Consider the following 23,366-nt stretch of genomic DNA (forward strand, 5'->3'; position numbering starts at 1 on the left):
AGGGATCGACCCATGGCGGTGCTTGGACGTCAGGCCATTCTTCAAGCAGTTGATGACGGACTGATCGCGATCACGCCTTTCAGCGCCGACCATGTCGGGCCTGCATCGGTGGACCTCACCCTCGGCTCCACGTTTCGGGTGTTCCGCAAGGTGCATGAAGTGATCGAGGTTCGCGATCACACCGATTACCGCGAATGCACGGACAAGCTGGAGATTCCAGAGGGCGGGCACATCTTGATCATGCCGGGGGAGACCGTGCTGGGGATCACCCGCGAGCGGGTCATGCTCGGGCCAGGCCTTTGCGGTTGGCTTGAGGGCCGCAGTCGCTTTGCTCGCCTGGGGTTGATGGTGCATATCAGTGCACCATTTATGGGGCCGGGGATCGACAGTCATCAGGTGCTGGAAATGAGCAATTTCGGCCCTGCTCCATTGGCGGTGGTTCCGGGCACGCTGATCTGTCAGTTCATCTTTCAGCGGATGGATGGTGAAGAGCACTATGCGGGCCGCTTCGCTGGGCAGAGCCAGAGCAGTTTTTAAGGGGCGAGGGTGATGCCTTTCGTCAGTCTGATTACCTCTTTTGAGAGGAATTAAGGAAACCAACATTGGTATCGAGCCGTTAGTTCCCTGCACCGCAGCGGCTTTACAAAAAAAACTCATCGGAGACGTACACCCTCCGCAATGTTGGCTCTTCCGATTCTCTTTAGGTGTGTTCTTTTGGCATTCGTCGGAGCAACCGTTGCATCTGTGGCTAACTCAAAAAAAAGACTTTGCCTTGCTCACGGCTGTTTTCCTGTTGGGTCTCGGAGCCTTAGAAGCAGTCCCTGCTTTCTTTGGCGTCTAATCCGTAGGACGAGCCTTGCTTCGCCGCTCCTTGCAGGTGGAATCAGTGGGAGCGCTTATGTATCACCTGCTGCCGCTGCAACAAGCCACTGTGAGGAACTGAAGAGGCGATCCCGAAGCAGTTCTGCAATTTCAATATGTTTGAGCATTGCCTGGCTTATATGTGCTGAACGAGCTTCTCGGCATGTATTGCATCGAACGCCAAGACGATGACGCTCAATGGAGGAAAGAAATCTGCTTCAAGACGGAGTTCAAAGCTTTCGTGAACGCTCGCGCTAAGTCAATGGCGACATTGGGCACCTATCGCGTGGTGAATTCAGCCTGGGCGAATCAGGTGATTGCTGAAGTGAATGGACTAGAGCTGGTCAAAAAGAACAGAGATAGGGTTTGATCACTCTTCGCCGTAAGAAGTTGTATAAACCGTACGTATAAGTGCTTACGCACTTTGCTAAAAATGATTCACGTCATGAGAGACGGGGGTCCCGCCAATAAATGCCGGGACTTTTTCTTGGGACAATCCACAATCGCTGGGGCCAAACCTTGAACATAAAAGAGGGGCGATAGGGATACCGCCCCGCCCTCTTCAGCCAGGAGGTGATCAGAGGTCTTCTTCAGCTTCCCCTGCGATCTGACAATCACTTGTCGGGTAAGCCACGCAAAGCAGGGCGAAGCCTTTCGAGATCTGCTCATCGTCCAAGAAGCTTTGATCCGATTGATCAAGAGAGCCACTCGAAAGTTTGCCCACGCAGGTGGAGCAGGCGCCAGCTCGACATGAATAGGGCAGGTCAGCACCAGCTTCCTCTGCAGCATCCAGGATGTACTGATCGTCGGCACATGCAAAGGTCGACGACCCTTCGGATGTGGTGACTGTGACCTGATACGAAGCCATTGGTTTCAATCAATGCGTGCATCAATCAAAAATCCGATTGGATACCGCTGCTAATGCATTCAAGGAAGACTTCGGGATCGTTGTAGCAAGTGATACCGGATCAATTCCGATGTCATTGATCTCTGATTTTGCAGATTAGATCGATTACTTTTGAGGGTGTTTTGATTCAATCGATCAACTCAGAAAACCCCTGTCGCACTTAAGCAAATCAGGGTTGTGGCGAGCAGCACTCAGTCCACCAGCTGAAGCCATTGCGTGAGTGGAGTTCCCATGGTCTGTCAGTCGATTGGATCGTCCCAAAGGGGTGGTTCATCAAATTCTTCTAACAGCGAGTTGGCCTCTAACTCCTTGCCTGCCAGCAGCAGTTGAATCACTTGGTTCCAGATGTATCGACTGAGGCGTTCTGCCTCCTTCCCCTGATGCCCGGTCTCGAACTTGATCGGAGGCACATCACCTGTGTCGTCGTGAAACCGTGAGATGAGCGACACAGGTCTGGGCGCATCAACTGCTCCGTCGTAACTCTCCTGATTCGACGGTTGACGTATCAATTGACTCCTTTCGTTCGGACACGTTGAAAGCCAGACAAGGTCTCGCTATTAGCAACCCAACGGCGCATAATCGAGGCATGCAATCCAAAACATCGGAAGGCTTAGAGGTTTTCGCGGCTGTTGTTGTTACCGCAGGTTTGGTGGCGGGCAACCTCGTTCTCTTCTCGCCGTTGCGTGTGGATAACCGCGTGCAGCCTGCTCCTGCATCGCAAACGGCGGAACGCCCTTAGCGGTTGAACACACCTTTGCTGTCCTCCGGAGCAGGTTTTATAAAGTAGTGACCCTCCGGCGACCAGTAGCCCAAGACAGGAAACGCCAAGCTCTGGGTCCTGGCTTCAGCATTGACCGCATCAACCCCTCGGGCCTGGATCAGCACGTTTCATTCTCCATCAACAAGATCGAGGAAGTCGTTTTCCTGGGTTTCTGTCGTGGGAATGGCATGGGCCTGCAGTGGGAGAACCGCCACCACACAAGCGAACAGAACAAAGCTCAGCATCGGATTGGAAAGGGAGAACGAAGGATCAGTTCGTGACAACCACCGGCGTGCTGACCTTGATGCGGTTGTACACCTGAATTACGTCGCTGTTCAGCATGCGGATGCAGCCAAGGCTGACGGCGGCCCGCAACTTCACCCAGTTGGGCCAGGCCGTTCCGTGGATGGCGTACTCGCCTGTTCCGATCTGCTCGTAGGCCACGTAGGGCACGCCCACGGGGTTGTTCGGGCCGGGAGCAATGACCTTGCCTTTCTTGTGGTACTCAGGCTGGGGGTCCATTTTGGTGACCGCACAGCTGCCCGGAGGGATTGGCGATTCCGGTGCACCGATCGCTACGGGGTATTTGCCGATCACCTTGCCCAACTCAAGCTGGGTGACTTCGTCAGTTTCCGTTCGATTCAACCGATTGCGATCGGGATTCGGCTGGCCTGATGAATCAGCTCTTTTGATGGGAGGCGAGGGCGCGCACCACGTCGCCCCGCGTGATCACGCCGATGGGACATTTTTTCCCGTCGAGAACGAACAGGCGCTGCGTGCCCCGCTCATGCAGCTGGGATGCTGCTTTGGGCAGCGGTAGGTCGGTCCCACAACTGTGGGAGTCTTTGCGCATTAGATCGCTCACGTTGGTGCCGAGCACCTGGTGCACCTGCTTGTCCCAGTTCAAGGGATTGCGCAAGTAGATCACGCTGTCCAGCAGCATCACGTAAGGGCCGGCATCAACGCCGCTTTCCCGCACCATCAGATCCTGCTCCGTCAGCTCGCCGATCAGACGCCCTTCTGCATCCACCACCGGCAAACCACTCACGTGGTGATCGCTGATGATCTGCACGGCTTGCTGCAACGGTGTGTCGGGCGTGACCGTCAGAACAGGCTTGGTCATCACATCAGCCACCTTCAGCTGCAGGACCATGATCAAGGTTCAGCTCCCCACATTCTGAGCGTTGTTTCTGTCTTTGCGTTCGATGGCCAACGGACTCACCGTGGCGCGAGCTGTTGCCGGTTTCCCGCTGATCCTTGCCCTGCAGTTCGGCTGGCAGGGCTCGGCCTGGTGGTTGCTGCTGTTGGCCGGGCTCAGTGATGCGGCCGATGGCTGGCTGGCCCGCCGCGCAGGGGGCGGCAGCAGCTGGGGGGCCCGCCTGGATCCCCTCACCGACAAGGTGCTGATCGCGGCACCGTTGCTCTGGCTGGCGTCGTCCGCCGTGCTGCCGCTCTGGGCGGTCTGGTTGTTGTTGGCCCGTGAATTCCTGATCTCTGGCTGGCGGTCCCAGGCCAGCGATGGGGGGCCGGCCTCGTTGTCGGGCAAAGCTAAGACGATTCTTCAGTTCCTCAGTTTGTTGCTGATGCTTTGGCCTTCCTCTTGGATCGGTGCTCCCGAGCTTCAGAGCCTGGGCTGGTTGCTGTTCTGGCCCTCCCTCGCCCTGGCTCTGAGCTCAGCCCTGGGTTACCTCATGCCCCGATCAGCGCCTCGTCAGAACTGAAGTCTGGTGCTGCGGTTGGACTCTTGGCGTAGTCGTTGCTGTAGCTGTCGGCCAGGCCCTTGGCCAGGTCAAAGCTCGGTTGCCAGGCCAGTTCGCGTTCCACCCGGGTGATGTCGGTAAGGAAGTGATTGAGCCGCAGTGGGAAGGCCTTGCGGGCCTTGGGGTCCAGATCGCTGGGGTTGAAGCTGCGCAGATCGAGACCATCGGGATCGCGGCCGCAAGCCACGGCGGCGGCGCGGATCAGGCCCCTGAAGCTGATGCCCTGTTTGCCGGAGCAGTTGTAGATGCGGTTGGCCGCTGCATCCACCTCGATGCAACGGGCCATTGCCTCCGCCAGATCCTCCACATGGCCCAATTGGGTGATCGTGCTGCCGTCACCGGGGAGGGGAATCGGGCGGTTGTGAACGATGCGATCGAAGAACCAGCGCTCCACTGGGTTGTAGTTGCCAGGCCCGTAGATGTAGGTCGGCCGGAAACTGGTGAAGGGGATACCTTTCTTGCGCAGCCAGGCCTCGGTGTCGGCCTTGCCGGCGTGACGGCTCTGCGGATCGGTGGGGCTGGATTCATCCAGGGGCCACTGTTCCGAATCGGCATACACACCGGCTGAACTCACATACACAAAGCGATGGCTGGGGGCCCCAGTGATGGCCACCACGCGGCTGGTGTCCTCTTGCTTGCGTCCGGAACTATCGACGATCACATCGAAGTTGCGGCCCTGCAGTGCGCTTAGGCCTTCATCGTTGCTGCGATCGCCACAGAGATGTTCCACGTCGGCGGGAACGGGGTTGTTGCCGCGGGTAAACAGGGTGAGTGCATGGCCCTGGGCATGTAGGCGGGCCACCAGGGGCCTGCCCACGAAGCGAGTTCCCCCCATCACCAGGATCTTCATGCAGTTGGGCCCGAAAAGCGCAGCTATTGAAGCGTGGCGCTGCAGGATGGAGGGTCTCTGGTCCGCCTCCGATGGAGATCCTTCCCGCCATTGATTTGCTCGATGGAGCCTGCGTCCGGCTCCACCAGGGGGATTACGACCAGGTGACCCGATTCAGTGAGGATCCTGTGGCTCAGGCCCTCAGCTGGCAGAGCCAGGGGGCAACTCGTTTGCACCTGGTGGATCTCGATGGCGCCAAACGGGGTGAGCCGATCAATGACGCAGCGGTGCGGGCCATCACCTCCGCTCTCGACATCCCTGTTCAGCTCGGTGGTGGTGTGCGCTCGCTTGAGCGCGCCGAAGAGTTGATCGCCTGTGGCCTGGATCGGGTCATCCTCGGCACGGTGGCGATTGAACAGCCGCAGTTGGTTCAGGAGTTGGCCAAACGTCATCCCGGCCGCATTGTTGTTGGCATTGATGCCAACAATGGCCGGGTGGCCACCCGGGGCTGGATCGAGCAGAGCGATGTCCTAGCCACCGATCTGGCCAAGCAGTTCAGTGCCGCTGGCATCGCGGCGATCATCACCACCGACATCGCCACTGATGGAACCCTCGCCGGCCCCAACCTGGAGGCCTTGAGAACCATGGCGCAATGCAGCGCTGTTCCGGTGATCGCCTCCGGTGGCATCGGTTGCATGGCCGATCTCCTGTCGCTCCTGCCCTTGGAGCCTCTTGGTGTGACGGGAGTGATCGTTGGCCGAGCCCTCTATGACGGCCGTGTTGACCTGGCGGAGGCCATCGCCGCGTTGGGTGAGGCAAGGCTTCAAGACGTCACCGCCGTGGCGGCAGACATCGCTTGAACAGGCCTAGGGCCTTATTGTCGAGGGAGCAGGCACCTTCTGTGGTAAGAGCCGCCGCCGGCAAGAGCAGCACGCTGTCCCCCGCGGGCAGCTTGCAGGAGGTGTTTGAGCAATGCAGGGGTCTGGGGATGCGCCTCAGCCGACAGCGGCGCATGGTGCTCGACCTGCTCTGGAACGAAAAGAGCCACCTCAGCGCTCGCGACATTTTTGAGCAATTGAATCTGAGAGGGCGGAGCATCGGCCACACCTCGGTGTATCAGAACCTCGAAGCCCTGCAGTCGGCAGGGGTCATCGAATGTCTCGACCGTGCCAGTGGGCGCCTGTACGGCTATCGGAGTGATCCCCACAGCCATCTCACCTGTCTGGACAGCGGTTCGATCGAAGACATCGACGTTGTTCTTCCCAACGACCTGTTGCGTCAGATCGAACAGCGCACCGGCTTCCGCATCGAGTCGTACACCCTGCAATTAAATGGCCGGCGCACCCTGGAGAACTGAGCAGAAGCTCGTTACTTTTAACCCAACTGTTTCGGGTTCAACGCTTGGCCTCCCCTTCGCCGGTGCGGATGTTGCTGCTCGCTCCGGATCTGCTTGGGGAGTCGCTGGCGCTGAAACTCACCTCCGCCCGCACCGATTGGGAGGTGGTGCTTCGTCCTGAACGCCTGAAGGGCTCCCCTGCCCTAGTGATCTGGTCGATCGACACCGTCTCCTCATTGTCGGCGATTCAGCAGGAGCTGTTCTCCCTGCAGGAGCGTTGGCAGCCCGCCCCGGTGTTGCTGCTGCTGCCCAGCGAGCTACGCCTGTCGAGGGAACAGCTGTTGGAGCTGCCGGCCGCCGGGCTGCTTCAAAACGTTGACGCCCAGGGCCTGCAAACCGCCATTGAAACCCTGCTGCAGGGTGGGCGTGATATTCGCCTTGAGGCTGCTTCGGAGACCCAGAACCCGGGTCAAACCATGGGCCTGGGGCAGTGGTTGCTGGTCAGTGGCCTGCAGCAGGTAAGCCGCGACCTCCAACGGGTGGAGGCCCTGCTCAATCCACCCCCGGAGCAGCCGTTGCTGTTCCTTCTGCTCCAGGGTCGCCGACGCGAATTGCGCTTCGCCAAGGGCTTGCTGCTCTGGCTCTGGGGGCCGCTGCAAATGGGGCTCGAGCATGCGGAACCTTTGGCTCCATCCGTGTCCAGTGATGGATCACCCACCACCACGGCGATCAGCCTGCGCGAACGCAATGCCGTTGCGGTTTGGGATGCCATTCGAGACCGTATCGATGCATCGGTTCAGGCGGGATTGACCAATTCCACAGGCCGTCTGCTGGCGATTGAGGGTCTGCATCCGGATCGCCGTAGGGAGTTGCTACTGGCTCTGCTGCAACAGCTTGATCAGGTCTTGCAGCGCCTGCGCAGCCGCCAGGACAGCATCGCCATGGCCCAATCCTGGGATGCACTTCAGCCCGAGTTGCGCCAGCAGGCCCTCACCGCTTTGGCAGGCAGCTACGTCCAGATCCCCTGTGATGGCGAGCTGCAACCGGTTGTTGCAGTGCTGCTCAGCCGTGCTGATCTAACCAGTGCGGACGGCGAGCTGCCGGATCCAACTGGAATGCTGGCCCCGCTGGTGGCCGATCAGCCGATGCTGGTGAACGGTTTGCTGCTGCCGGCCGATGACCCAAGGGCCTTCCTGCAGCTGGAAATCCTGGTCAGTAATTGGCTGGTAAGGACAGCTGAACTGATTGGTGCCGAACTGCTCGATGCCTGTGGTGACTGGCCAGAGCTGCGTCGTTATCTGCTGCGGGATCCCCTCCTGGCAACCCGGGAACTCGATCGCCTCAGGAACCGCTTGAACACCCAGCTGCGTTGGGCGGATTGGGTTGAGCGCCCCATTCAGCTCTACGAAAGCCAACGCACACTTTTTCAGTTGCGCTCCGGTCGCATCGAACCGCTGCTGCTGACGGAGCCCCGCGACAAGGAGCTCAATCAGCTGGGTTGGTGGCAGCGGCAGGTGGCCTTGCTGTTGGAAGCCAGGGATGCCCTCGCACCGCAGGTGCAGGCCCTCGTGCGCCGCATCGGCGACCTTGCTGTGATCCTTCTCACTCAGGTGCTTGGTCGCGCCATCGGTCTAGTTGGGCGGGGCATTGCCCAGGGCATGGGACGCAGCTTCGGCCGCGGTTAGGCCCCTGGGTCCACAATGGCGATCCGCTGCTTCGGCTTGATGCTTGCTTTGGTGCGCTGTCTGATCACCGTTTCGATCGCGCTGCTGCTCCATGTCGCTCCAGCCGCCGCTGTGTTGAACAGTGACAGCTACGACGGCAACATCTATGCCCTCTACGCCGGCAACGGTTCGTTGGTGCCTCCCGCTAACACCCTGGAGGAGTCCCTTGCGGAGGGACGCACGGCTGTGATCGTTTACTACTTGGATGACAGCGCCGTGAGCAAACGCTTCGCTCCGGTGGTGTCTGAACTGCAACGGCTTTGGGGCCGCAGCATTGATCTGCTGCCGCTCTCCACCGATCCGCTACAGGGCCGTGAAGCCCTGGGGGCCGGTGATCCAGCCACCTATTGGTCCGGAACCATTCCTCAGGTGGTGGTGATCGGTACCGATGGCCGGATTGTTCTCGATCAAAAGGGTCAGGTTCCCCTGGCGGCGATCAACGATGCCATTAGCGCCTCCACCGGTCTTCCCGCTCCCGATCTGGGGCGGATTAACCAGGAAGGCAGCTTCAACGAAGTGAACATCGAAGTCACCGCCAACTGAGACGCCCACAGCCACGGCGCCTACGCTGCCGGCCAGTTGTCCCGGTCGTTGAGCCGGATCCGCTGTGTCGCTGCTGCTTGCTCCGCTAGGCCTTGGACTCGCCGTGGCCTGGTTGGAGCTCCGCCACCGCCTGAGACCCGCTTCGCCGTTGCGGATGACTCCTCGCAACTGGCGCGTCGATGATCTGAGCGGCCGGCTCCGCATCGAAGGTGTGTTGGAGATCAGCAACCCCCACCCCCGCATGGAGGTTTTTGTGCCGGAGCTGCGGGTCGAACCCGTTCTGCTTGGGTCCTCCGACCCCGCCGGTCTGGAGGTGAAAACGCGGATCATTGCTGACCATCCCGATGAGGAGACCAGGGCGGACGGCTACTGGGCGGCTTACATCGTCAAAGGACGCAAGACCACGCGTGCTCGGGTTTCGATCGAGATCACCGGACCAACGCCATCGGTCCGGGTCGACAGCCTCTGGGTGGATGCCCACTGGGTGAATTACGGACCCTTCGGTCGCTTGGAGCGCCGTCAGGGCGTGCTGGTTCCCCTGACCCGTCCTGAACCCCTGCAGCCCGATCAAGCCAACTTCCGCCAGGGGGAGGGGTGCCGTGTGCTGCCGCTGCGCACCCACCTGCTCGGACCCCTGGATGACGCCATTGACGTCTTGCGTACCTATGCCGCTGATTTGGTCCAGCCTGGCGACATCCTCACCATCGGCGAGACCCCCGTGGCTGTGATCCAGGGGCGCTATCGCCATCCCAGTGAGGTGGAACCAGGCATGGTGGCGCGTCTGGCTTGCCGTGTGTTCCACCCCACCAGCAGCCTGGCGACGGCCTGCGGCATGCAGACCTTGATCGATTTGGTGGGCCCGACGCGGGTGCTTGCGGCCTGGTTGGGGGGGCTCCTGATGAAGCTGGTGGGTATCCCCGGGGGCTTCTATCGCCTCGCCGGTGATCAGGCTCGCTTGATCGACGACATCACCGGAACCACACCGCCTTATGACCAGACCATTGTTTTGGGTCCATCCCAGGCCGAGCAGTTCTGTCGTGATGCCTCTGCTGAACTCGGGGTTGACGTAGCCATCGTCGACGTCAACGACCTCGGCCGTGTGAAGGTACTGGCTTCCAGCCCCGGATGTGATGAGGGCTTGCTGGGCCGGGCCCTGCACCCCAATCCCGCTGGCAATGCCAATGAGCGCACCCCCCTGGTCTTGGTGCGGCCAGGCCTGGAATGAGCGATACATTGTGAACAGTTGGGGTTGGAGGGTGTCCGGTGACAGAACCCAAGACAACCTCCATCCGTATTGAGCCCCTCAATCCGGCCCACCTGGCGCAGTGGCTTCAAGACGCGCCGATCGATCAGCTCTCACGGTTTAAGGGCTTTTTGATCGGTGAATGGCTTTCAAGAGTCGAGCAGCGCTTCCCTGATCTGCTTCCCAGCCGCTCGCCGCGTTGCTTGATGGCCCTTGAGGCTGATCGCCCGGTGGCCAGTGTTGTGGCGCGGCCGTTCAACCGCCGCGGCAGCTGCTGGATCCTCCATTTGCCGGAGCTGCTGGGGCCGGTGGACGATCACAGCCATCGCATCATTCAGCAGTCCTTGCTTCAGCAGGCCCTGCAGTCCTGGACGGCCCAGATTTGCAGCTGGGTGATTCGTTGTCCGGCCACCGATGCCGATGCCATCGCCCTGCTGCGGGAGCTTGGTTTTCAACCACTTCGCCCATATCAGTGCTGGTGTCCACCAGGTGGCGAGGTTGAGTCAATGGGCAGCGATCAGCTGCCTGCGGGTCTGCGTTGGGCGGCATTAAACCGCCGCACCGCCCAGTTGCTGTGGTCGATCGAGCAGGGCGGCAGCCACAGCCACCTGCGTCAGATAACCGACCGCCATTGGCTGGATCTGCTGGACCGGAACGGACCCGGCTGCGGCGTTCTTATGGCCGGAGACGCTGTTCTTGCAGGCTGCATCCGCCTTCCCGACGCGGGCGAGGCCGGTTTCCTGGAGCTGATGCATGACGTCGCCTGGGATCCCCGGCTGGATCAGGCCCTTCCCCACGTTTTGAACGGAATCATTCAGCGCGGCCGCCCCCGCGGGCTGCTCACAGCGTTTGACGATGCACCCCTCAGCCGGATCCTGGAGGCCGAGGGGTGGACCCGCGGCGAAGAGCAGTTGCTGCTCGGACGAAGCATGTGGCGGCGTCAGTCACCCCAGCGCAACTTGCAGCTGTCCCGATCGCTCGATCAGGTGCTGGGCCGTTTGCGGCCCCAGGGCACACCCATTCCCACGCCAAGCCTGGGTGATCGGCACTGATGCGCCCGCGTCCCTGTTCGATCCTCAGCCTGGATGTGGGCCGGCGGCGTATCGGCCTGGCCGGCTGCGATGCACTCGGCATTAGCGTCACCCCCCTCACTGCCCTGCGTCGCGGTCGCTTTGATGCCGATCTGGTCGTTCTGCGGTCTCATTGCCGCGAACGCTCAGTGCAGGGGCTCGTGGTGGGATTGCCCCTGGATGCCGCGGGCCAGCCCACGGCCCAGGCGGAGCATTGCCAGCGTTACGGCCTGCGGCTGGCCGCCGCCCTTGAGCTGCCCCTGGCCTGGGTGAATGAACACAGCAGCACCTGGGCGGCCGGTGAACAGTTCGGGTTGACGGGCGACCGCAGCGGGCGTCTGGACAGTGCAGCCGCTGCCCTGCTGCTGGAGCAGTGGCTGGCGGAGGGTCCGGAGCTCAAACCGGCCCAACAGAGTGCGTCAAGGTCGGGCGCCGGGGCGGGCGATGGTGGATCCTGAGCCCAGTCAGAGCCGCGTAGATGTCTGAGTCGGGCCCCGGTAAGAGCAGCGATCACCCCACCCTGCTGGTACGCGACCGCGAGGGCCATGACCTGCTGTGCTTCCTCGAGCATCTGATCCCCATCGAGGGGCAGGACTACGCCCTGCTCTCGCCGGTCGACACGCCCGTGTCGCTGTTTCGGCTTAATGACGATGCTGAGCCAGTCCCCATCACGGAAGTCGCCAGCAGCGAGCCGATTCTCTCGGTGGCTGATGTGGTGCTCCAGGAGCATGACCTGGTCTTGGTGCGATCGGCGATCACCCTCACCGTCAGTGGTGAATTGGAGGAGCCGTATCAGGACGAGCTGGATGAGCTGGAGGACGATGACGACGTTGATGAGGACGCCGAGACCTTTGAACTGCTGGTGAGCTTCATGGTCGAAGCGGAGGAATACGGCCTTTACATCCCGCTCGATCCTTTCCTGGTGTTGGTGCGGATGGTCGATGGTCAGGCGGTGCTTCTGAGCGACGATGAGCTCGACCGCGTTCAACCCTTGATTGAGGCCGAACTGGAGGAGCGTGAATGGCCGGATTGAAGCCACAGCATTGGTTGACCCCTGATTGGGATTCGCATCTCACCATTGCCCAGCTTTCGATACCCCACCTCACGGCCCATGGCCTGAGGGCTGCTGTGATCGATGTCGACCGCACCCTCCTGCCCGGTCGTGATGTGACCTTGCCAGGGCCTGTGCGCGACTGGCTGGTGGATGCCGGCCGCCGCCTGCAACTGCATCTGTTCAGCAACAACCCCTCCCGCGATCGGATTGCCGCTGTGGCTGATCAGCTGGAGGTCAGCTTCACCTTTGGTGCTGGCAAGCCCCGGCGTGGCGCCCTGCGCAGCGTGGTTCGCGATCTCGCGCTGCCACCGGAGGCGATCGCGATGATCGGAGACCGTGTGTTCACGGATGTGCTCTGCGGCAACCGGATGGGGCTTTACACGGTGTTGGTGCGTCCGGTTCGAGAGGATGGCAAGCCCTGCCGCCATGACCGAGTGCAGCGGTTTGAACGCGCCATGGCCCGCGTCATGGGGGCCCCTTCAGCATGACCCTGTGGGTCGTGAAAGTCGGTACCAGCCTGCTTCGGGGGGAGACCGCCGCCACGATTGATGGCTACGCCCGCTGCTTCGCAGGGGCAATGGCCAGGGGGGATCAGGTGGTGCTGGTCACCAGTGGTGCCGTTGGGCTGGGCTGCCAGAAGCTGGCCCTCTCCAGACGACCTGACACGGTTGTGGCTCTGCAGGCCGCTGCAGCCATCGGGCAGGGCGCGCTGATGGCTCTTTATGAAAGGGCGATGGAACGCCACGGCTATTCCGTGGCTCAAGTGTTGCTGACCCGCTCCGATCTGGCCGATCGCCGTCGCTATCAGAACGCTTCGGGCACCCTGCGGCAGCTTCTGAGTTGGGGGGTGTTGCCGGTGATCAACGAGAACGATGCCCTCTCGCCGGCGGAGTTGCGCTTCGGCGACAACGACACCCTTTCGGCTTTGGTGGCCGCCGCTGTTGAAGCGCAGCAACTGATCCTGCTCACGGATGTTGACCGCCTTTATTCCTCCGATCCGCGGGTTGATGCCAATGCCGAACCGATCTCGGATGTTCGCCACCCCCGTGAGCTGGACCAGCTCGAACAGGGGGCCGGCGACGGTGGTCGCTGGGGCACCGGCGGCATGACCACGAAGCTGGCGGCAGCCCGCATCGCCACCGCTAGTGGCATCACTGTGCAGCTCGCCGATGGCCGCGACCCCGCTTGCCTCAAGGCCTTGTTGCAGGGGGAACGGGGGGGGACAGTGTTCCATCCCCACCCCGAACCTCTGGGTAATCGACGCAGTTGGCTCGCCCACGTGCTTCGGCCTGAGGGTGAACTGCAGCTGGATGCGGGGGCCTGTGATGCGCTGCAGCACCGTGGCGCGTCTCTGCTGCTGGTGGGTGTGACAGCGGTGCGGGGCGATTTCGCCGCCAATCAACCCGTTCGGTTGCTGGACCCCCAGGGCGAGGACCTGGGCCGTGGCCTCTGTTCGATGGACAGCGACCAGCTGCGGGCCGCGATGAATGATCCATCGCCGGGGGAGTCCTCCCCGGTGGTGGTGCATCGCGATGGTCTGGTGCTTCGCAGCCGGTAACCACGTCTACGATCCGCCGGAATGTTCTGGCCTCCATGCGTTTCAGCACCCTGATCAAGGTTTTGCAGACCGGTGATGCAGGCTTGCGCTGGAGCCAGGCGGGCTTGGACCCATGGCTTGAAGATGCTGCTTCGCTCGATCAGGCCTCAGCTGTGCAGCTCAGCTTTTTGGAGAAGGGCAACGCCCTCACGGCGGCCTTGGGTGCCAGCGGCGTGGGTGCCCTGCTGCTACCCGATCAACAGGATCTGATTGATTTGGCGTCGCAGCGTGGCATCGCCTTTGCGGTCTTCGCTGATCCGCGCCTGGCTTTTGCTGAAGCCCTCGATCAGTTGCATCCCCGACGCCGGCCCTTGGCGGAGATTCACCCCTCGGCGGTGATCGATGAACGGGCTGTGGTGGGCCCAGGCACGGCGGTGGGCCCGCGGGTCTGCATCGGTGAGGGCAGCCGTCTTGGTGCCGACTGCATCGTTCATCCTGGCGTCGTAATCTACGACGACGTGGTGGTGGGTGATGGCTGCGAGCTACACGCTAATGCCGTGCTCCATCCCGGCAGCCGTCTCGGACGTGGCTGTGTGGTGAACTCCAATGCCGTTGTCGGCTCCGAGGGCTTTGGCTTTGTGCCGACGGCGAAAGGATGGCGAAAAATGCCGCAGACCGGCCAGGTGGTTCTTGAAGACGGCGTTGAGGTGGGCAGCTGCACCACCATCGATCGCCCTTCCGTTGGGGAGACCCGCATTGGTGCCGGCACCAAGATCGACAACCTTGTCCAGATCGGTCATGGGGTCACCACTGGGCGTGGCTGTGCCTTCGCGTCCCAGGTGGGCATCGCCGGCGGCGCCCGGATCGGTCATGGGGTAATCCTGGCGGGCCAGGTCGGGGTCGGCAATCGTGTTGTCGTCGGCGATGGCGTCATCGCCAGCTCCAAGACCGGCATTCACGGTGATGTGGCCCCCGGAGAGGTGGTGAGTGGTTTTCCCGCGATTCCGAATCGCCTCTGGCTGCGATGCGCCGTCACCTTCAGCAAGCTGCCGGAGATGGCCAAGAGCCTGCGGGAGATGAAACGCGACACCCCTCAGTAACCTCAGCGGTCGACCTGCCGTACAGCACCGTCATGGCTCAGCATCGCGTCGTTCTCCTGCCCGGTGATGGCATCGGCCCCGAGATCACCGCTGTCGCCCGTCAGCTGCTGGAGGTGGTGAGCCAGCGCCATGGTTTTTCGCTGAGCTTCGAAGAGCAGCCCATCGGCGGCAGCGCCATCGATGCCACCGGTGAGCCGTTGCCCACTAGCACCCTGGAGGCCTGCAAGGCTGCCGATGCGGTGTTGCTCGCCGCCATCGGCAGCCCCCGCTTCGACAGCCTTCCCCGCGAGAAACGGCCAGAGACAGGCTTGCTTGGCCTGCGCTCCGGCATGGAGCTGTTCGCCAATCTGCGGCCGGTGAAGATTGTTCCGGCCCTCATCGATGCCAGCAGCCTCAAGCGTGAGGTGATCGACGGGGTGGACTTGATGGTGGTGCGGGAACTCACCGGGGGGATTTATTTCGGTCAGCCCAAGGGACGCATCCAGAACGAGGGGGAGGAGCGCGGTTTCAACACCATGACCTACTCCGCCTCGGAGGTGGATCGGATTGCAAAGGTGGCCTTTAAAATCGCCCAGGAACGGCGGGGCCGGCTCTGCTCGGTGGACAAGGCAAATGTGCTCGATGTCAGCCAGCTCTGGCGGGACCGGGTTGATGCCATGGCGCCCACCTATGACGGTGTGGAGGTGAGTCACATTTATGTGGACAACGCGGCGATGCAGCTGGTGCGTGATCCACGCCAGTTCGATGTGCTGCTCACCGGCAACCTTTTCGGCGATATCCTCAGCGACGAGGCGGCGATGCTCACCGGCTCCATCGGCATGCTGCCCTCGGCCTCCCTTGGCAGTGAGGGACCTGGTCTGTTTGAGCCTGTGCACGGTTCCGCCCCTGACATCGCCGGTCAGGACAAGGCCAACCCCATGGCCATGGTGCTGTCGGCCGCAATGATGCTGCGCATTGGTCTGAAAGAATCCGCGGCCGCCGATGATCTGGAAGCGGCCATCGACGCCGTTCTGGCCGGTGGCTTCCGCACCGGTGATCTGATGGCAGAAGGCTGCACCCAGCTGGGTTGTCGCGCCATGGGTGAGCAATTGCTTAAAGCTCTTTAAGCCCGAGATTGGTGCAATCGGGCCCTGATCTGGCAGGATCGCCGAGCCCTTAGTCCCTGCGTCGATGTCGAAGCGTCATCCGGTTGTCGCTGTTACCGGTTCTTCCGGAGCTGGAACCAGCACCGTCAAGCGCGCCTTCGAGCACATCTTTGCGAGGGAAGGCATTACCCCTGCAGTGGTGGAAGGCGATAGCTACCACCGCTACGAGCGGATGCCAATGAAACAGGCCATGGCGGATGCCCTGGCCAAGGGTGAGAACTTCTCCCACTTCGGCCCTGAGGCCAACCTCTTCGACAAGCTCGAGGAACTGTTCCGCACCTACGGCGAAACCGGTGCTGGTCAGAAGCGCTACTACCTTCACAGCGTCGAAGAAGCTGCTGAACACAACGCCCGTCTTGGCGTCAACCTCGAGCCGGGTCAGTTCACGCCTTGGGAAGACATCCCCTCAGGCACTGACGTGCTGTTCTACGAAGGCCTTCATGGTGGTGTGAAGGGCGAGGGCTACGACGTGTCCGCCCTGGCCGACCTCTTGGTGGGTGTGGTGCCGATCACCAACCTCGAGTGGATTCAGAAGATCCACCGCGACAATGCTGAGCGTGGTTATTCCGCTGAGGCCATCGTTGACACGATCCTGCGCCGGATGCCTGATTACATCAATCACATCTGCCCTCAGTTCAGCCAGACCGACATCAATTTCCAGAGGGTTCCCACTGTGGACACCTCCAATCCCTTCATCTGCCGGAACATTCCCACCCCGGATGAAAGCTTCGTGATCATCCACTTCCGCAAAGGTGCTCGTGAGAAGTGGGGGATCGACTTCGGTTATCTGCTGAACATGATCCACGATTCCTTCATGTCGAGCCCCACCAGCATTGTGGTGAACGGCGGCAAGATGGGTTTCGCCATGGAGCTGATTCTCACCCCGATCATTCACCGCATGATCGAAGAGAAGAACAAGGCCAGCTGATCGCTTCTCCTACCAACAATCGTCTCTACAATGGGCTCATCTGAGTGATCAGGTGGGCTCTATTTCTTTGTCAACGCCCTCCTTTGAAATCCGTGGAGCCTCGGGGGCGCCATCTACTCCCCGTTGGGACCGTATTGACAGCCGCTCTCTGATCGCCCAGGCCCGTCGCGTTTATTTCGCTTATCTCTCCAGCAGCCCTGCAGGGCAGGAGCCCCTCGGCGTGGTGGTGGATACGCAAGACCCCGATGGTCGGGTGGTCTTTGAGACCCCTGTTCTTCTGCCGCATGAAGAATTCATTGTCATCGATCTGATTCGGGGGCGCACGAGCCGTGGTCGGACCCGATGGAAGGGTTGATTCTGGCTTGGACCGGCCTGCTGGGCGCCTGCGTCGGCAGCTTCACCAACGTGGTGGCCTGGCGCTTGCCCCGCCAGGAATCAGTGGTCTTCCCTGGTAGCCACTGCCCCAAATGCGGCCACGTCATCCGCTGGCATGACAATCTCCCTGTGCTCGGTTGGCTGTTGCTGAGGGGGGCGCTGCCGCGACTGTGATGCAGCGATCAGCTGGCGTCACCCCGCAGTGGAAGCCCTAAGTGCCGGTCTCTCGATCTCGGCGTTTGTGGTGTGGCCTGGTGCTGGAGGGGGGCTGCCTGATCTCTGGCTCCCCTGGGCTGGTCTCCCCTTGATCGCGGTGCTCTTGCCGCTGGTGTTGATCGATCTGGATCACCTTTGGTTGTCGGAGCCCCTATGCCGCTGGGGGGTAGTGCTGGCCTTGCTGCTGTTGGAAGGTCTCAGTGCCCTGGCCGAGCGATTGTTGGGACAGTCCGCGCTGGGCCTCGGCGATGCAAAGTTGGCGGCGTTGGGTGGGGCATGGCTGGGCCCCGGGGGCATCGCAGCTGCGATGGCCCTTGCTATCGTGTCGGGAGCATTGGTCGAAAGCACAGCTCGCCTCAGTGGCCGGCTGGGTCCCAGGGAACCATTCCTCTTCGGTCCTTTTATCGCCTGGGCATTTGGCTGGTCTGGTTGACCGGTCCTCAGTTGTGGTGGACCACCTGCTTGATGTTGTTGGGCGCTTGATAAACCAGCTCTGTTCCCGGGCCGGCTTTTAATGGTGTGAGCTGACGGCCCTGTGTGTCTCTGTTCGATTGGTTTGCTGATCGCCGCAAGGGTCAGTACGTCGCCAACGTCAAGCAGGAACCGGATGAAGGCGATGGTCTCTGGAGCAAATGTCCGGAATGTGGTCAGGTCGTCTATCTCAAAGACCTGAAACTCAATGCCAGTGTTTGTGCCAAATGCGGCCATCACCACCGGATCGACAGTGCTGAACGCATCGCGCTGATCGCGGATCCCGACAGCTTCCAGGTGCTGAACGCGGATCTGGCACCAGTGGATCCTCTCGGATTCAAAGACCGACGCGCCTATGCCGACCGGCTGCGGGAAAGTCAGGCCTCGACGGGGCTGCGGGATGGTGTGGTCACCGGGCTTTGCCGGGTGGAAGGCATCCCGATGGGCCTGGCAGCGATGGACTTCCGCTTCATGGGGGGATCGATGGGCTCCGTGGTCGGGGAGAAAATCACCCGTCTGATCGAGGAGTCCACTGCCCGCAAGCTGCCGCTCCTGATTGTCTGTGCCTCCGGCGGTGCCCGGATGCAGGAGGGGATGCTCAGCCTGATGCAGATGGCGAAGATCTCCGGCGCGCTGGAACGCCACCGCGAAGCCGAGCTGCTTTACATGCCCTTGCTCACCCACCCCACAACGGGAGGTGTGACCGCCAGTTTCGCCATGCTGGGCGATCTGATTCTGGCGGAACCGAAAGCGTTGATTGGTTTCGCAGGGCGTCGTGTGATTGAGCAGACCCTCCGGGAAAAGCTGCCCGACAATTTTCAGACGGCCGAATATCTGCAGGAGCATGGGTTCGTGGACACGATCGTTCCCCGCACCCAGCTGCGCCCCACCCTGGCCAATATTCTTCGCCTGCACGGCTGCAAACCGATGGAGCTCACCAGCGCATGATCCGAGCTGGACTTGTTCTGATCCTGGCTTTGCTCTGCTGGGTCGCCCCCGTGCTGGCTGGCCCAGTGGAATGGATCGAGGTTCCCGCTACCGATGCGGGTCAGCAGTGGTGGGACCGCGGCAGTGTGCGCATTGATCGGGATGGATATCGAACCGTGCTGAGCCGCTTCACTCCAGCGGCCACCGACGACGAGGATCAGCCTTCCGGAGAGCTCTATGTGATGCAACTGGACTGCTCCCAGGAGCTGTATCGCGATAAACAAGTGAATGGTTTGCCTCGTTTTCGCGCCCATTGGCAGCCTGCCGGGGATGACGGGCTGATCACCTCTGTGATTAAGGCTGTCTGCACCGAACCCCTCCCCAGCTGAGATGTCTCCACAACCCCTTGGTGTTGCCCTTGCCGGTCTCGGCTTCGGGGAGAAGGTGCACTTGCCGGCCCTTGCTGCCGCGCGCGATCTTGATGCGGTTGCCCTGTGGCACCCCCGCCAGGAGCGCATGGATGCCGCCACTGCTGCCCATGGCTTGAAGGGATTCAGCGACTGGGACGCTCTGCTGGCCGATCCCGCGGTGGACGCGGTGGTCATCGCCACCCCCCCGGCACCTCGCTTTGACCTGGCCCGACGGGCCCTGGAGGCAGGCAAGCATTTGCTGCTCGAGAAGCCCATTGCTCTGCATGCCGATCAAGCCCGGGAGCTGCAGCGGCTGGCCTTGGCGCGCGGACTTTCGGTGGCTGTGGATTACGAATACCGGGCTGTTCCCCTGTTCATGCAGGCCGCACGCCTTCTGCAGACCGGTGCTGTCGGCACGCCCTGGCTGGTGAAGCTCGACTGGTTGATGGGCAGCCGAGCCGATCCCCAGCGCAGCTGGAACTGGTATGCCCAGGCGGATCAGGGCGGCGGCGTGATTGGAGCCCTGGGGACCCATGCCCTGGACATGCTGGCCTGGTTGATCGGTCCCCTGGGTGCCGTCCAGGCCCTGAACAGCGTTTCGATCAAGCAACGCCCTCACCCCGATGGTGGCCTGGCCGCCGTGGATGCCCCCGATGTGTCGCTGCTGCAGACCGTTGCCCATTGGCAGGGAAGGCAGGACCTGCCGGTGCCGGCTCAGGTCAGCCTCAGTTCCGTGTCGCGCAACGGTCGCGGTTTCTGCCTGGATGTGGTGGGTTCCTCGGGATCGCTGCTGCTCAGCAGCGCCAACCAGAAGGACTACGTCCATGGCTTTGAGCTGCAGCATGCCCCGATCGGTGAGCCCTTCCGTGCGGTGGAGCCCGCTGCCGACCTCGCCTTCCCAGAAACCTGGTCGGATGGCCGCATCGCCCCTGTGGCCAGGGTGCTGGGCTGGTGGGCCGAGAGCATTCGCCGTGGGCAACCGATGCTGCCTGGACTGGCCGAGGGCGTGGCGAGTCGTGTGGCTTGCGATCAGGCTGCCCTCGGCACATTGAATCTTGCGTAACACGCGGTAAAGTTGCCGCCGACTCGTCTTCGACGACCCCAACCCTCCGAGGATTTATCCATGGCGCTCGTTCCGCTTCGGCTCCTGCTCGACCACGCCGCTGAGAATGGCTATGGCATTCCTGCGTTCAACGTGAACAATCTGGAGCAGGTCCAGGCCATCATGGAAGCGGCTGACGAGACCGACAGCCCTGTGATCCTCCAGGCTTCCCGCGGTGCCCGTAGCTACGCCGGCGAGATCTTCCTGCGTCACCTGATCCTGGCCGCGACCGAGACCTATCCCCACATTCCCGTGGTGATGCACCAAGACCATGGCAACGCCCCTGACACCTGCTACTCCGCTGCCATCAACGGTTTCACCTCCGTGATGATGGACGGTTCCCTGGAAGCAGACGCCAAGACTCCCGCCAGCTACGACTACAACGTCAACGTCACCAAGCAGGTGGTGGACTTCGCTCACTCCGTGGGTGTGAGCGTTGAGGGTGAGCTGGGTTGCCTGGGCTCCCTGGAAACCGGCAAGGGTGAAGCAGAAGACGGCCACGGCTTCGAGGGCGAGCTGTCCAAGGACATGCTGCTCACCGATCCCGCTGAGGCTGCCGACTTCGTTGCCAAGACCAAGTGCGACGCGCTGGCCATCGCCATCGGCACCAGCCACGGCGCTTACAAGTTCACCCGCAAGCCCACAGGTGAAGTGCTAGCCATCAGCCGCATCGCTGAAATCCACAAAGCCATCCCCAACACCCACCTAGTGATGCACGGCTCCTCCTCCGTTCCCCAGGAATGGTTGGAGATGATCAACAAGCACGGTGGTTCCATCCCTGAGACCTACGGCGTTCCCGTCGAAGAAATCCAGGAAGGCATCCGCAACGGTGTGCGCAAGGTGAACATCGACACCGACAACCGTCTGGCCTTCACCGCCGCTGTGCGTGAAGCCGCCATGGCTGACCCTGCCAACTTCGATCCCCGCCACTTCAACAAGCCGGCTCGGAAGTACATGAAGCAGGTCTGCCTTGACCGCTATCAGCAGTTCTGGGCTGCCGGCAATGCCAGCAAGATCCAGCAGCAGAGCATCACCCACTTCGCCGGCCTGTACGCCAAGGGCGCTCTCGATCCCAAGGCTGCCGTCGCTGCCTGATCATCACGATCAAACGATCGATCACCGGGGGCCGAAAGGCCCCCTTTTTTGTTGCGCTGCTCCATCGTGAGCGGAGTCAGCCTTTGATCAGGCCATCAGGCTGAGACGGCCGTGGTTGCCATCCAGTTGCGCCTGCGCTCCCAGGGGCAAGGCCTGGTTGGGCCCTCCATGGCCCAGTGGCAGATTCAGCACCAGTGGAATACCGAGATCGCCAAGGCGTTCTTCAAGGATCTCGTCCATCGTGAAATCACCCGGAAGGATGTCGTCTTCTGCCCAGCTGAAGGGACCGCAGGCCACCCCTGCCAAGTGCTGCAACAGGCCTGCGCTGCGCCACTGGGTCAGCATCCGATCGACCCTGTAAGGCGCTTCGCCCACGTCTTCAAGCACCAGGATGGCCCCCTTCAGGGAGGGAAGCCAGGGCGTGCCGATTAGGTGGGTCGCCACGGTGAGGTTGGTGACCACCAAAGGGCCGCGGACGATCCCCCGTCGTCGTGACTCGCCCAGCAGGGGCGCCACAGGACGTCCGCAGAGCAAATCCACCGTGCGTTGCCACTGCGCCTCACTGCCGCCGCTGGATCCATGGATGGCACCCGGTAGCCCAGCGGCCCACTGGGCCAGTAGCAGGGAGCTGGTGTCGGAGAACCCCAGACTCCATTTGGGATGTCGCGGAAAGCGAAACCCAGCTTCGAGCACACGGGCAGCCCCCCAGCCACCGCCAAGGGTCACCACAGCATCCACGGTTGGATCATTCCAGGCTGATTTCAGATCCTGAACCCGTTCCTGGTCGGTTCCCGAGAAATAGCGCCATTGACGGGTGACGGCTGCGGGAATCTCCAGATGCCACTGCTGTTGATCACAGCGTTCGCGCAATGCCTGCAGATCGGTCTCCGGATCCATCCAGGTGCCGGGGTTCACGGCGCGGATGCGCGATCCAGGCTTGAGGGGTTTCAGCCTGCGCTGGGCAGCCATGCCCATGGGGGAGAGCAGGGCCGTGATGACGGTGGATGCCCCTGAAATCAGCAGCGTCCGTCGTGTTGGCATCAGCCCAGCAGGGCTTCCAGCATGCGGCGGCCGTCGGTTCCTCCCGTGGCTGGATCACAGGCCCGCTCCGGGTGGGGCATTAGGCCTAGAACACTGCCGCTGGCATTGGTGATGCCCGCGATGTCGGACACCGACCCATTGGGGTTGTTGCCATAGCTGAGGGCAATGGCGTCTTCGTCCTGAAGCTGCTTCAGCGTGTCATCGCTGCATTGGTAACGGCCTTCACCGTGGGCGATCGGCAGGGTCAAGGCTCCGTCGTTGTACCCCTGCATCCAGGCCGTGCGTTGGCTCACCACCTTGAGGGGCGCGTCCTCACAGATGAAGTGCAGATCCCGGTTCCGGGTGAGTGCACCGGGCAGGAGCCCCAGTTCTGTGAGCACCTGAAATCCGTTGCAGATGCCGAGCACGCGACCGCCCTTGGCTGCAAAGTCGATCAAGGACTGCAGGGCTGGCGCGAAGCGGGCAATGGCACCGCAACGCAGGTAGTCGCCATAGCTGAAACCGCCTGGCAGAACGATGGCGTCAAAGCTGCTGAGGTCGGTCTCCTCATGCCAGACCCGGCGCGTGCTTATCCCCAGGCAACCCTCGGTAGCCCATTGCACATCCCGATCGCAGTTCGAGCCTGGAAAAACGATGACCCCGATGCTCATGACTGCTCCAGCTCCAGGGTCCAGTCTTCGATCACCGGGTTGGCCAGCAAGCGATCACTGAGCAGTTCCAATCTGCGGCGGGCTTCGGCTTCATCAGGAGCCTCCAGCTCCATTTCCACGGCTTTGCCGATGCGCAGTTTGCTGAGGCCTTCCACCCCAAGTCGTTCAGCGGCACCACGCGCTGCTTCTCCGGCTGGATCTAGCACAGAGGGGCGCAGACGCACGAGGACGCGGGCTTGAAAACGCGGCACGATCAGCAACTGGTCTGATCAAATCCTGACA

Annotated in this window: 29 protein-coding genes and 1 pseudogene; 22 read left to right on the top strand and 8 right to left on the bottom strand. The window is 61.8% G+C overall.

From position 1 onward, the window contains the following. Positions 1-12 precede the first annotated feature (12 nt). Positions 13-537, top strand: a complete 525-nt coding sequence (gene dcd / locus FZX09_RS00545; protein ID WP_226399156.1) for a dCTP deaminase — start codon at positions 13-15, stop codon at positions 535-537. Between the two features lie 466 nt (positions 538-1,003). After that, a complete protein-coding gene (locus FZX09_RS00550; protein WP_226399157.1) occupies positions 1,004-1,231 on the top strand; it encodes a hypothetical protein in 228 nt (75 codons plus the stop codon). Between the two features lie 207 nt (positions 1,232-1,438). Here FZX09_RS00550 and FZX09_RS00555 read toward each other — a convergent pair whose 3' ends face one another. The 4 genes from FZX09_RS00555 to FZX09_RS00570 all read right to left on the bottom strand — a co-directional run bounded on the left by FZX09_RS00555 (position 1,439) and on the right by FZX09_RS00570 (position 3,681). Further along, a complete protein-coding gene (locus FZX09_RS00555) occupies positions 1,439-1,729 on the bottom strand; it encodes a 2Fe-2S iron-sulfur cluster-binding protein (protein ID WP_226399158.1) in 291 nt (96 codons plus the stop codon). Between the two features lie 278 nt (positions 1,730-2,007). Then, positions 2,008-2,217, bottom strand: coding sequence for a hypothetical protein (locus FZX09_RS00560; RefSeq protein WP_226399159.1), 210 nt, complete (start codon positions 2,215-2,217; stop codon positions 2,008-2,010). 581 nt (positions 2,218-2,798) lie between these two features. Beyond that, positions 2,799-3,173 (bottom strand): L,D-transpeptidase, encoded by a 375-nt coding sequence (locus FZX09_RS00565; RefSeq protein ID WP_226399160.1) that lies wholly within the window; start codon positions 3,171-3,173, stop codon positions 2,799-2,801. A gap of 34 nt (positions 3,174-3,207) precedes the next feature. After that, positions 3,208-3,681 carry a CBS domain-containing protein gene (locus tag FZX09_RS00570; protein WP_226399161.1) on the bottom strand — a complete coding sequence of 158 codons (474 nt, stop codon included), beginning with the start codon at positions 3,679-3,681 and terminating at the stop codon, positions 3,208-3,210. A gap of 52 nt (positions 3,682-3,733) precedes the next feature. Here FZX09_RS00570 and FZX09_RS00575 point away from each other — a divergent pair, with 52 nt between their 5' ends. Then, positions 3,734-4,249 (top strand): CDP-alcohol phosphatidyltransferase family protein, encoded by a 516-nt coding sequence (locus FZX09_RS00575; RefSeq protein WP_226400292.1) that lies wholly within the window; start codon positions 3,734-3,736, stop codon positions 4,247-4,249. Here the strand turns inward: FZX09_RS00575 and FZX09_RS00580 are convergent. Continuing rightward, positions 4,218-5,138: an NAD-dependent epimerase/dehydratase family protein gene (locus FZX09_RS00580; RefSeq protein WP_226399162.1), complete on the bottom strand. Its 921-nt coding sequence runs from the start codon at positions 5,136-5,138 to the stop codon at positions 4,218-4,220. The two genes, FZX09_RS00575 and FZX09_RS00580, sit on opposite strands and share 32 nt — an antisense overlap. A gap of 71 nt (positions 5,139-5,209) precedes the next feature. On the opposite strand from FZX09_RS00580, the gene hisA reads away from it, so the two are divergent. The 19 genes and pseudogenes from hisA to fba all read left to right on the top strand — a co-directional run bounded on the left by hisA (position 5,210) and on the right by fba (position 21,393). Next, complete coding sequence (gene hisA / locus FZX09_RS00585) at positions 5,210-5,977, top strand: 1-(5-phosphoribosyl)-5-[(5-phosphoribosylamino)methylideneamino]imidazole-4-carboxamide isomerase (RefSeq protein WP_226399163.1); 768 nt, start codon at positions 5,210-5,212, stop codon at positions 5,975-5,977. Between the two features lie 128 nt (positions 5,978-6,105). Further along, positions 6,106-6,474 carry a Fur family transcriptional regulator gene (locus tag FZX09_RS00590; RefSeq protein WP_226400294.1) on the top strand — a complete coding sequence of 123 codons (369 nt, stop codon included), beginning with the start codon at positions 6,106-6,108 and terminating at the stop codon, positions 6,472-6,474. Positions 6,475-6,542: 68 nt separating this feature from the next. Continuing rightward, entirely contained in the window at positions 6,543-8,138 is a 1,596-nt protein-coding gene (locus FZX09_RS00595; protein ID WP_226400296.1) for a DUF3685 domain-containing protein, read from the top strand. A gap of 15 nt (positions 8,139-8,153) precedes the next feature. After that, the gene (locus FZX09_RS00600; RefSeq protein ID WP_226399164.1) at positions 8,154-8,720 is read left to right on the top strand and encodes a thylakoid membrane photosystem I accumulation factor; all 567 of its coding nucleotides are present in this window, start codon (positions 8,154-8,156) and stop codon (positions 8,718-8,720) included. A 64-nt stretch (positions 8,721-8,784) separates the two neighbouring features. After that, positions 8,785-9,945, top strand: a complete 1,161-nt coding sequence (locus FZX09_RS00605; RefSeq protein WP_226399165.1) for a F420-0:Gamma-glutamyl ligase — start codon at positions 8,785-8,787, stop codon at positions 9,943-9,945. A gap of 38 nt (positions 9,946-9,983) precedes the next feature. Next, a complete protein-coding gene (locus tag FZX09_RS00610; protein WP_226399166.1) occupies positions 9,984-11,015 on the top strand; it encodes a hypothetical protein in 1,032 nt (343 codons plus the stop codon). Beyond that, on the top strand, positions 11,015-11,491 hold the full coding sequence (gene ruvX, locus FZX09_RS00615) for a Holliday junction resolvase RuvX (protein ID WP_226399167.1): 477 nt from the start codon (positions 11,015-11,017) through the stop codon (positions 11,489-11,491). Before FZX09_RS00610 ends, ruvX begins: the two co-directional genes overlap by 1 nt. A 20-nt stretch (positions 11,492-11,511) precedes the next feature. Beyond that, positions 11,512-12,066, top strand: coding sequence for a DUF3727 domain-containing protein (locus FZX09_RS00620; RefSeq protein ID WP_226399168.1), 555 nt, complete (start codon positions 11,512-11,514; stop codon positions 12,064-12,066). Next, positions 12,054-12,575, top strand: coding sequence for a YqeG family HAD IIIA-type phosphatase (locus FZX09_RS00625; protein ID WP_226399169.1), 522 nt, complete (start codon positions 12,054-12,056; stop codon positions 12,573-12,575). Before FZX09_RS00620 ends, FZX09_RS00625 begins: the two co-directional genes overlap by 13 nt. Further along, positions 12,572-13,645 (top strand): glutamate 5-kinase, encoded by a 1,074-nt coding sequence (gene proB, locus FZX09_RS00630; RefSeq protein WP_226399170.1) that lies wholly within the window; start codon positions 12,572-12,574, stop codon positions 13,643-13,645. Before FZX09_RS00625 ends, proB begins: the two co-directional genes overlap by 4 nt. A gap of 35 nt (positions 13,646-13,680) precedes the next feature. After that, positions 13,681-14,724, top strand: coding sequence for a UDP-3-O-(3-hydroxymyristoyl)glucosamine N-acyltransferase (gene lpxD / locus FZX09_RS00635; RefSeq protein WP_226399171.1), 1,044 nt, complete (start codon positions 13,681-13,683; stop codon positions 14,722-14,724). Positions 14,725-14,756: 32 nt separating this feature from the next. Continuing rightward, entirely contained in the window at positions 14,757-15,830 is a 1,074-nt protein-coding gene (gene leuB, locus FZX09_RS00640) for a 3-isopropylmalate dehydrogenase (protein WP_226399172.1), read from the top strand. 64 nt (positions 15,831-15,894) lie between these two features. Beyond that, positions 15,895-16,797 (top strand): phosphoribulokinase, encoded by a 903-nt coding sequence (locus FZX09_RS00645; protein ID WP_226399173.1) that lies wholly within the window; start codon positions 15,895-15,897, stop codon positions 16,795-16,797. A 67-nt stretch (positions 16,798-16,864) separates the two neighbouring features. Continuing rightward, entirely contained in the window at positions 16,865-17,152 is a 288-nt protein-coding gene (locus FZX09_RS00650) for a hypothetical protein (RefSeq protein WP_226399174.1), read from the top strand. Then, a pseudogene (locus tag FZX09_RS00655) lies at positions 17,140-17,871 on the top strand (A24 family peptidase). The gene FZX09_RS00650 and the pseudogene FZX09_RS00655 overlap by 13 nt, the downstream one beginning before the upstream one ends. Before the next feature lie 54 nt (positions 17,872-17,925). Next, positions 17,926-18,807 carry an acetyl-CoA carboxylase, carboxyltransferase subunit beta gene (gene accD / locus FZX09_RS00660; protein WP_226399175.1) on the top strand — a complete coding sequence of 294 codons (882 nt, stop codon included), beginning with the start codon at positions 17,926-17,928 and terminating at the stop codon, positions 18,805-18,807. Next, the gene (locus FZX09_RS00665) at positions 18,804-19,175 is read left to right on the top strand and encodes a hypothetical protein (RefSeq protein ID WP_226399176.1); all 372 of its coding nucleotides are present in this window, start codon (positions 18,804-18,806) and stop codon (positions 19,173-19,175) included. The genes accD and FZX09_RS00665 overlap by 4 nt, the downstream gene beginning before the upstream one ends. A gap of 1 nt (position 19,176) precedes the next feature. Continuing rightward, positions 19,177-20,259, top strand: a complete 1,083-nt coding sequence (locus FZX09_RS00670; protein WP_226399177.1) for a Gfo/Idh/MocA family protein — start codon at positions 19,177-19,179, stop codon at positions 20,257-20,259. Positions 20,260-20,319: 60 nt separating this feature from the next. After that, positions 20,320-21,393: a class II fructose-bisphosphate aldolase gene (fba, locus tag FZX09_RS00675; protein WP_115025231.1), complete on the top strand. Its 1,074-nt coding sequence runs from the start codon at positions 20,320-20,322 to the stop codon at positions 21,391-21,393. 87 nt (positions 21,394-21,480) lie between these two features. Here the strand turns inward: fba and FZX09_RS00680 are convergent, their stop codons facing one another. Genes FZX09_RS00680 through purS form a run of 3 tightly spaced genes read right to left on the bottom strand, consistent with a single transcriptional unit; the run spans position 21,481 to position 23,335 of the window. Further along, positions 21,481-22,434, bottom strand: coding sequence for an LD-carboxypeptidase (locus FZX09_RS00680; protein ID WP_226399178.1), 954 nt, complete (start codon positions 22,432-22,434; stop codon positions 21,481-21,483). After that, a complete protein-coding gene (gene purQ / locus FZX09_RS00685) occupies positions 22,434-23,084 on the bottom strand; it encodes a phosphoribosylformylglycinamidine synthase subunit PurQ (RefSeq protein WP_226399179.1) in 651 nt (216 codons plus the stop codon). Before purQ ends, FZX09_RS00680 begins: the two co-directional genes overlap by 1 nt. Further along, positions 23,081-23,335 (bottom strand): phosphoribosylformylglycinamidine synthase subunit PurS, encoded by a 255-nt coding sequence (gene purS / locus FZX09_RS00690; protein WP_226399180.1) that lies wholly within the window; start codon positions 23,333-23,335, stop codon positions 23,081-23,083. Before purS ends, purQ begins: the two co-directional genes overlap by 4 nt. Positions 23,336-23,366: the final 31 nt, after the last annotated feature.

The organism is Synechococcus sp. MU1643 (genome assembly GCF_020514095.1).
Lineage (GTDB): Bacteria > Cyanobacteriota > Cyanobacteriia > PCC-6307 > Cyanobiaceae > Parasynechococcus.

Excerpts from the sequence above, each read along its gene's own strand:
- dcd (WP_226399156.1), top strand. The coding sequence starts at position 13 with ATGGCGGTGCTTGGACGTCAGGCCATTCTTCAAGCAGTTGATGACGGA.
- FZX09_RS00555 (WP_226399158.1), bottom strand. The coding sequence starts at position 1,729 with ATGGCTTCGTATCAGGTCACAGTCACCACATCCGAAGGGTCGTCGACC.
- FZX09_RS00570 (WP_226399161.1), bottom strand. The coding sequence starts at position 3,681 with ATGGTCCTGCAGCTGAAGGTGGCTGATGTGATGACCAAGCCTGTTCTG.
- FZX09_RS00575 (WP_226400292.1), top strand. The coding sequence starts at position 3,734 with ATGGCCAACGGACTCACCGTGGCGCGAGCTGTTGCCGGTTTCCCGCTG.
- FZX09_RS00580 (WP_226399162.1), bottom strand. The coding sequence starts at position 5,138 with ATGAAGATCCTGGTGATGGGGGGAACTCGCTTCGTGGGCAGGCCCCTG.
- hisA (WP_226399163.1), top strand. The coding sequence starts at position 5,210 with ATGGAGATCCTTCCCGCCATTGATTTGCTCGATGGAGCCTGCGTCCGG.
- FZX09_RS00590 (WP_226400294.1), top strand. The coding sequence starts at position 6,106 with ATGCGCCTCAGCCGACAGCGGCGCATGGTGCTCGACCTGCTCTGGAAC.
- FZX09_RS00595 (WP_226400296.1), top strand. The coding sequence starts at position 6,543 with ATGTTGCTGCTCGCTCCGGATCTGCTTGGGGAGTCGCTGGCGCTGAAA.
- FZX09_RS00600 (WP_226399164.1), top strand. The coding sequence starts at position 8,154 with ATGGCGATCCGCTGCTTCGGCTTGATGCTTGCTTTGGTGCGCTGTCTG.
- ruvX (WP_226399167.1), top strand. The coding sequence starts at position 11,015 with ATGCGCCCGCGTCCCTGTTCGATCCTCAGCCTGGATGTGGGCCGGCGG.
- FZX09_RS00620 (WP_226399168.1), top strand. The coding sequence starts at position 11,512 with ATGTCTGAGTCGGGCCCCGGTAAGAGCAGCGATCACCCCACCCTGCTG.
- FZX09_RS00625 (WP_226399169.1), top strand. The coding sequence starts at position 12,054 with ATGGCCGGATTGAAGCCACAGCATTGGTTGACCCCTGATTGGGATTCG.
- proB (WP_226399170.1), top strand. The coding sequence starts at position 12,572 with ATGACCCTGTGGGTCGTGAAAGTCGGTACCAGCCTGCTTCGGGGGGAG.
- lpxD (WP_226399171.1), top strand. The coding sequence starts at position 13,681 with ATGCGTTTCAGCACCCTGATCAAGGTTTTGCAGACCGGTGATGCAGGC.
- leuB (WP_226399172.1), top strand. The coding sequence starts at position 14,757 with ATGGCTCAGCATCGCGTCGTTCTCCTGCCCGGTGATGGCATCGGCCCC.
- FZX09_RS00645 (WP_226399173.1), top strand. The coding sequence starts at position 15,895 with ATGTCGAAGCGTCATCCGGTTGTCGCTGTTACCGGTTCTTCCGGAGCT.
- FZX09_RS00665 (WP_226399176.1), top strand. The coding sequence starts at position 18,804 with ATGATCCGAGCTGGACTTGTTCTGATCCTGGCTTTGCTCTGCTGGGTC.
- FZX09_RS00670 (WP_226399177.1), top strand. The coding sequence starts at position 19,177 with ATGTCTCCACAACCCCTTGGTGTTGCCCTTGCCGGTCTCGGCTTCGGG.
- fba (WP_115025231.1), top strand. The coding sequence starts at position 20,320 with ATGGCGCTCGTTCCGCTTCGGCTCCTGCTCGACCACGCCGCTGAGAAT.
- FZX09_RS00680 (WP_226399178.1), bottom strand. The coding sequence starts at position 22,434 with ATGCCAACACGACGGACGCTGCTGATTTCAGGGGCATCCACCGTCATC.
- purQ (WP_226399179.1), bottom strand. The coding sequence starts at position 23,084 with ATGAGCATCGGGGTCATCGTTTTTCCAGGCTCGAACTGCGATCGGGAT.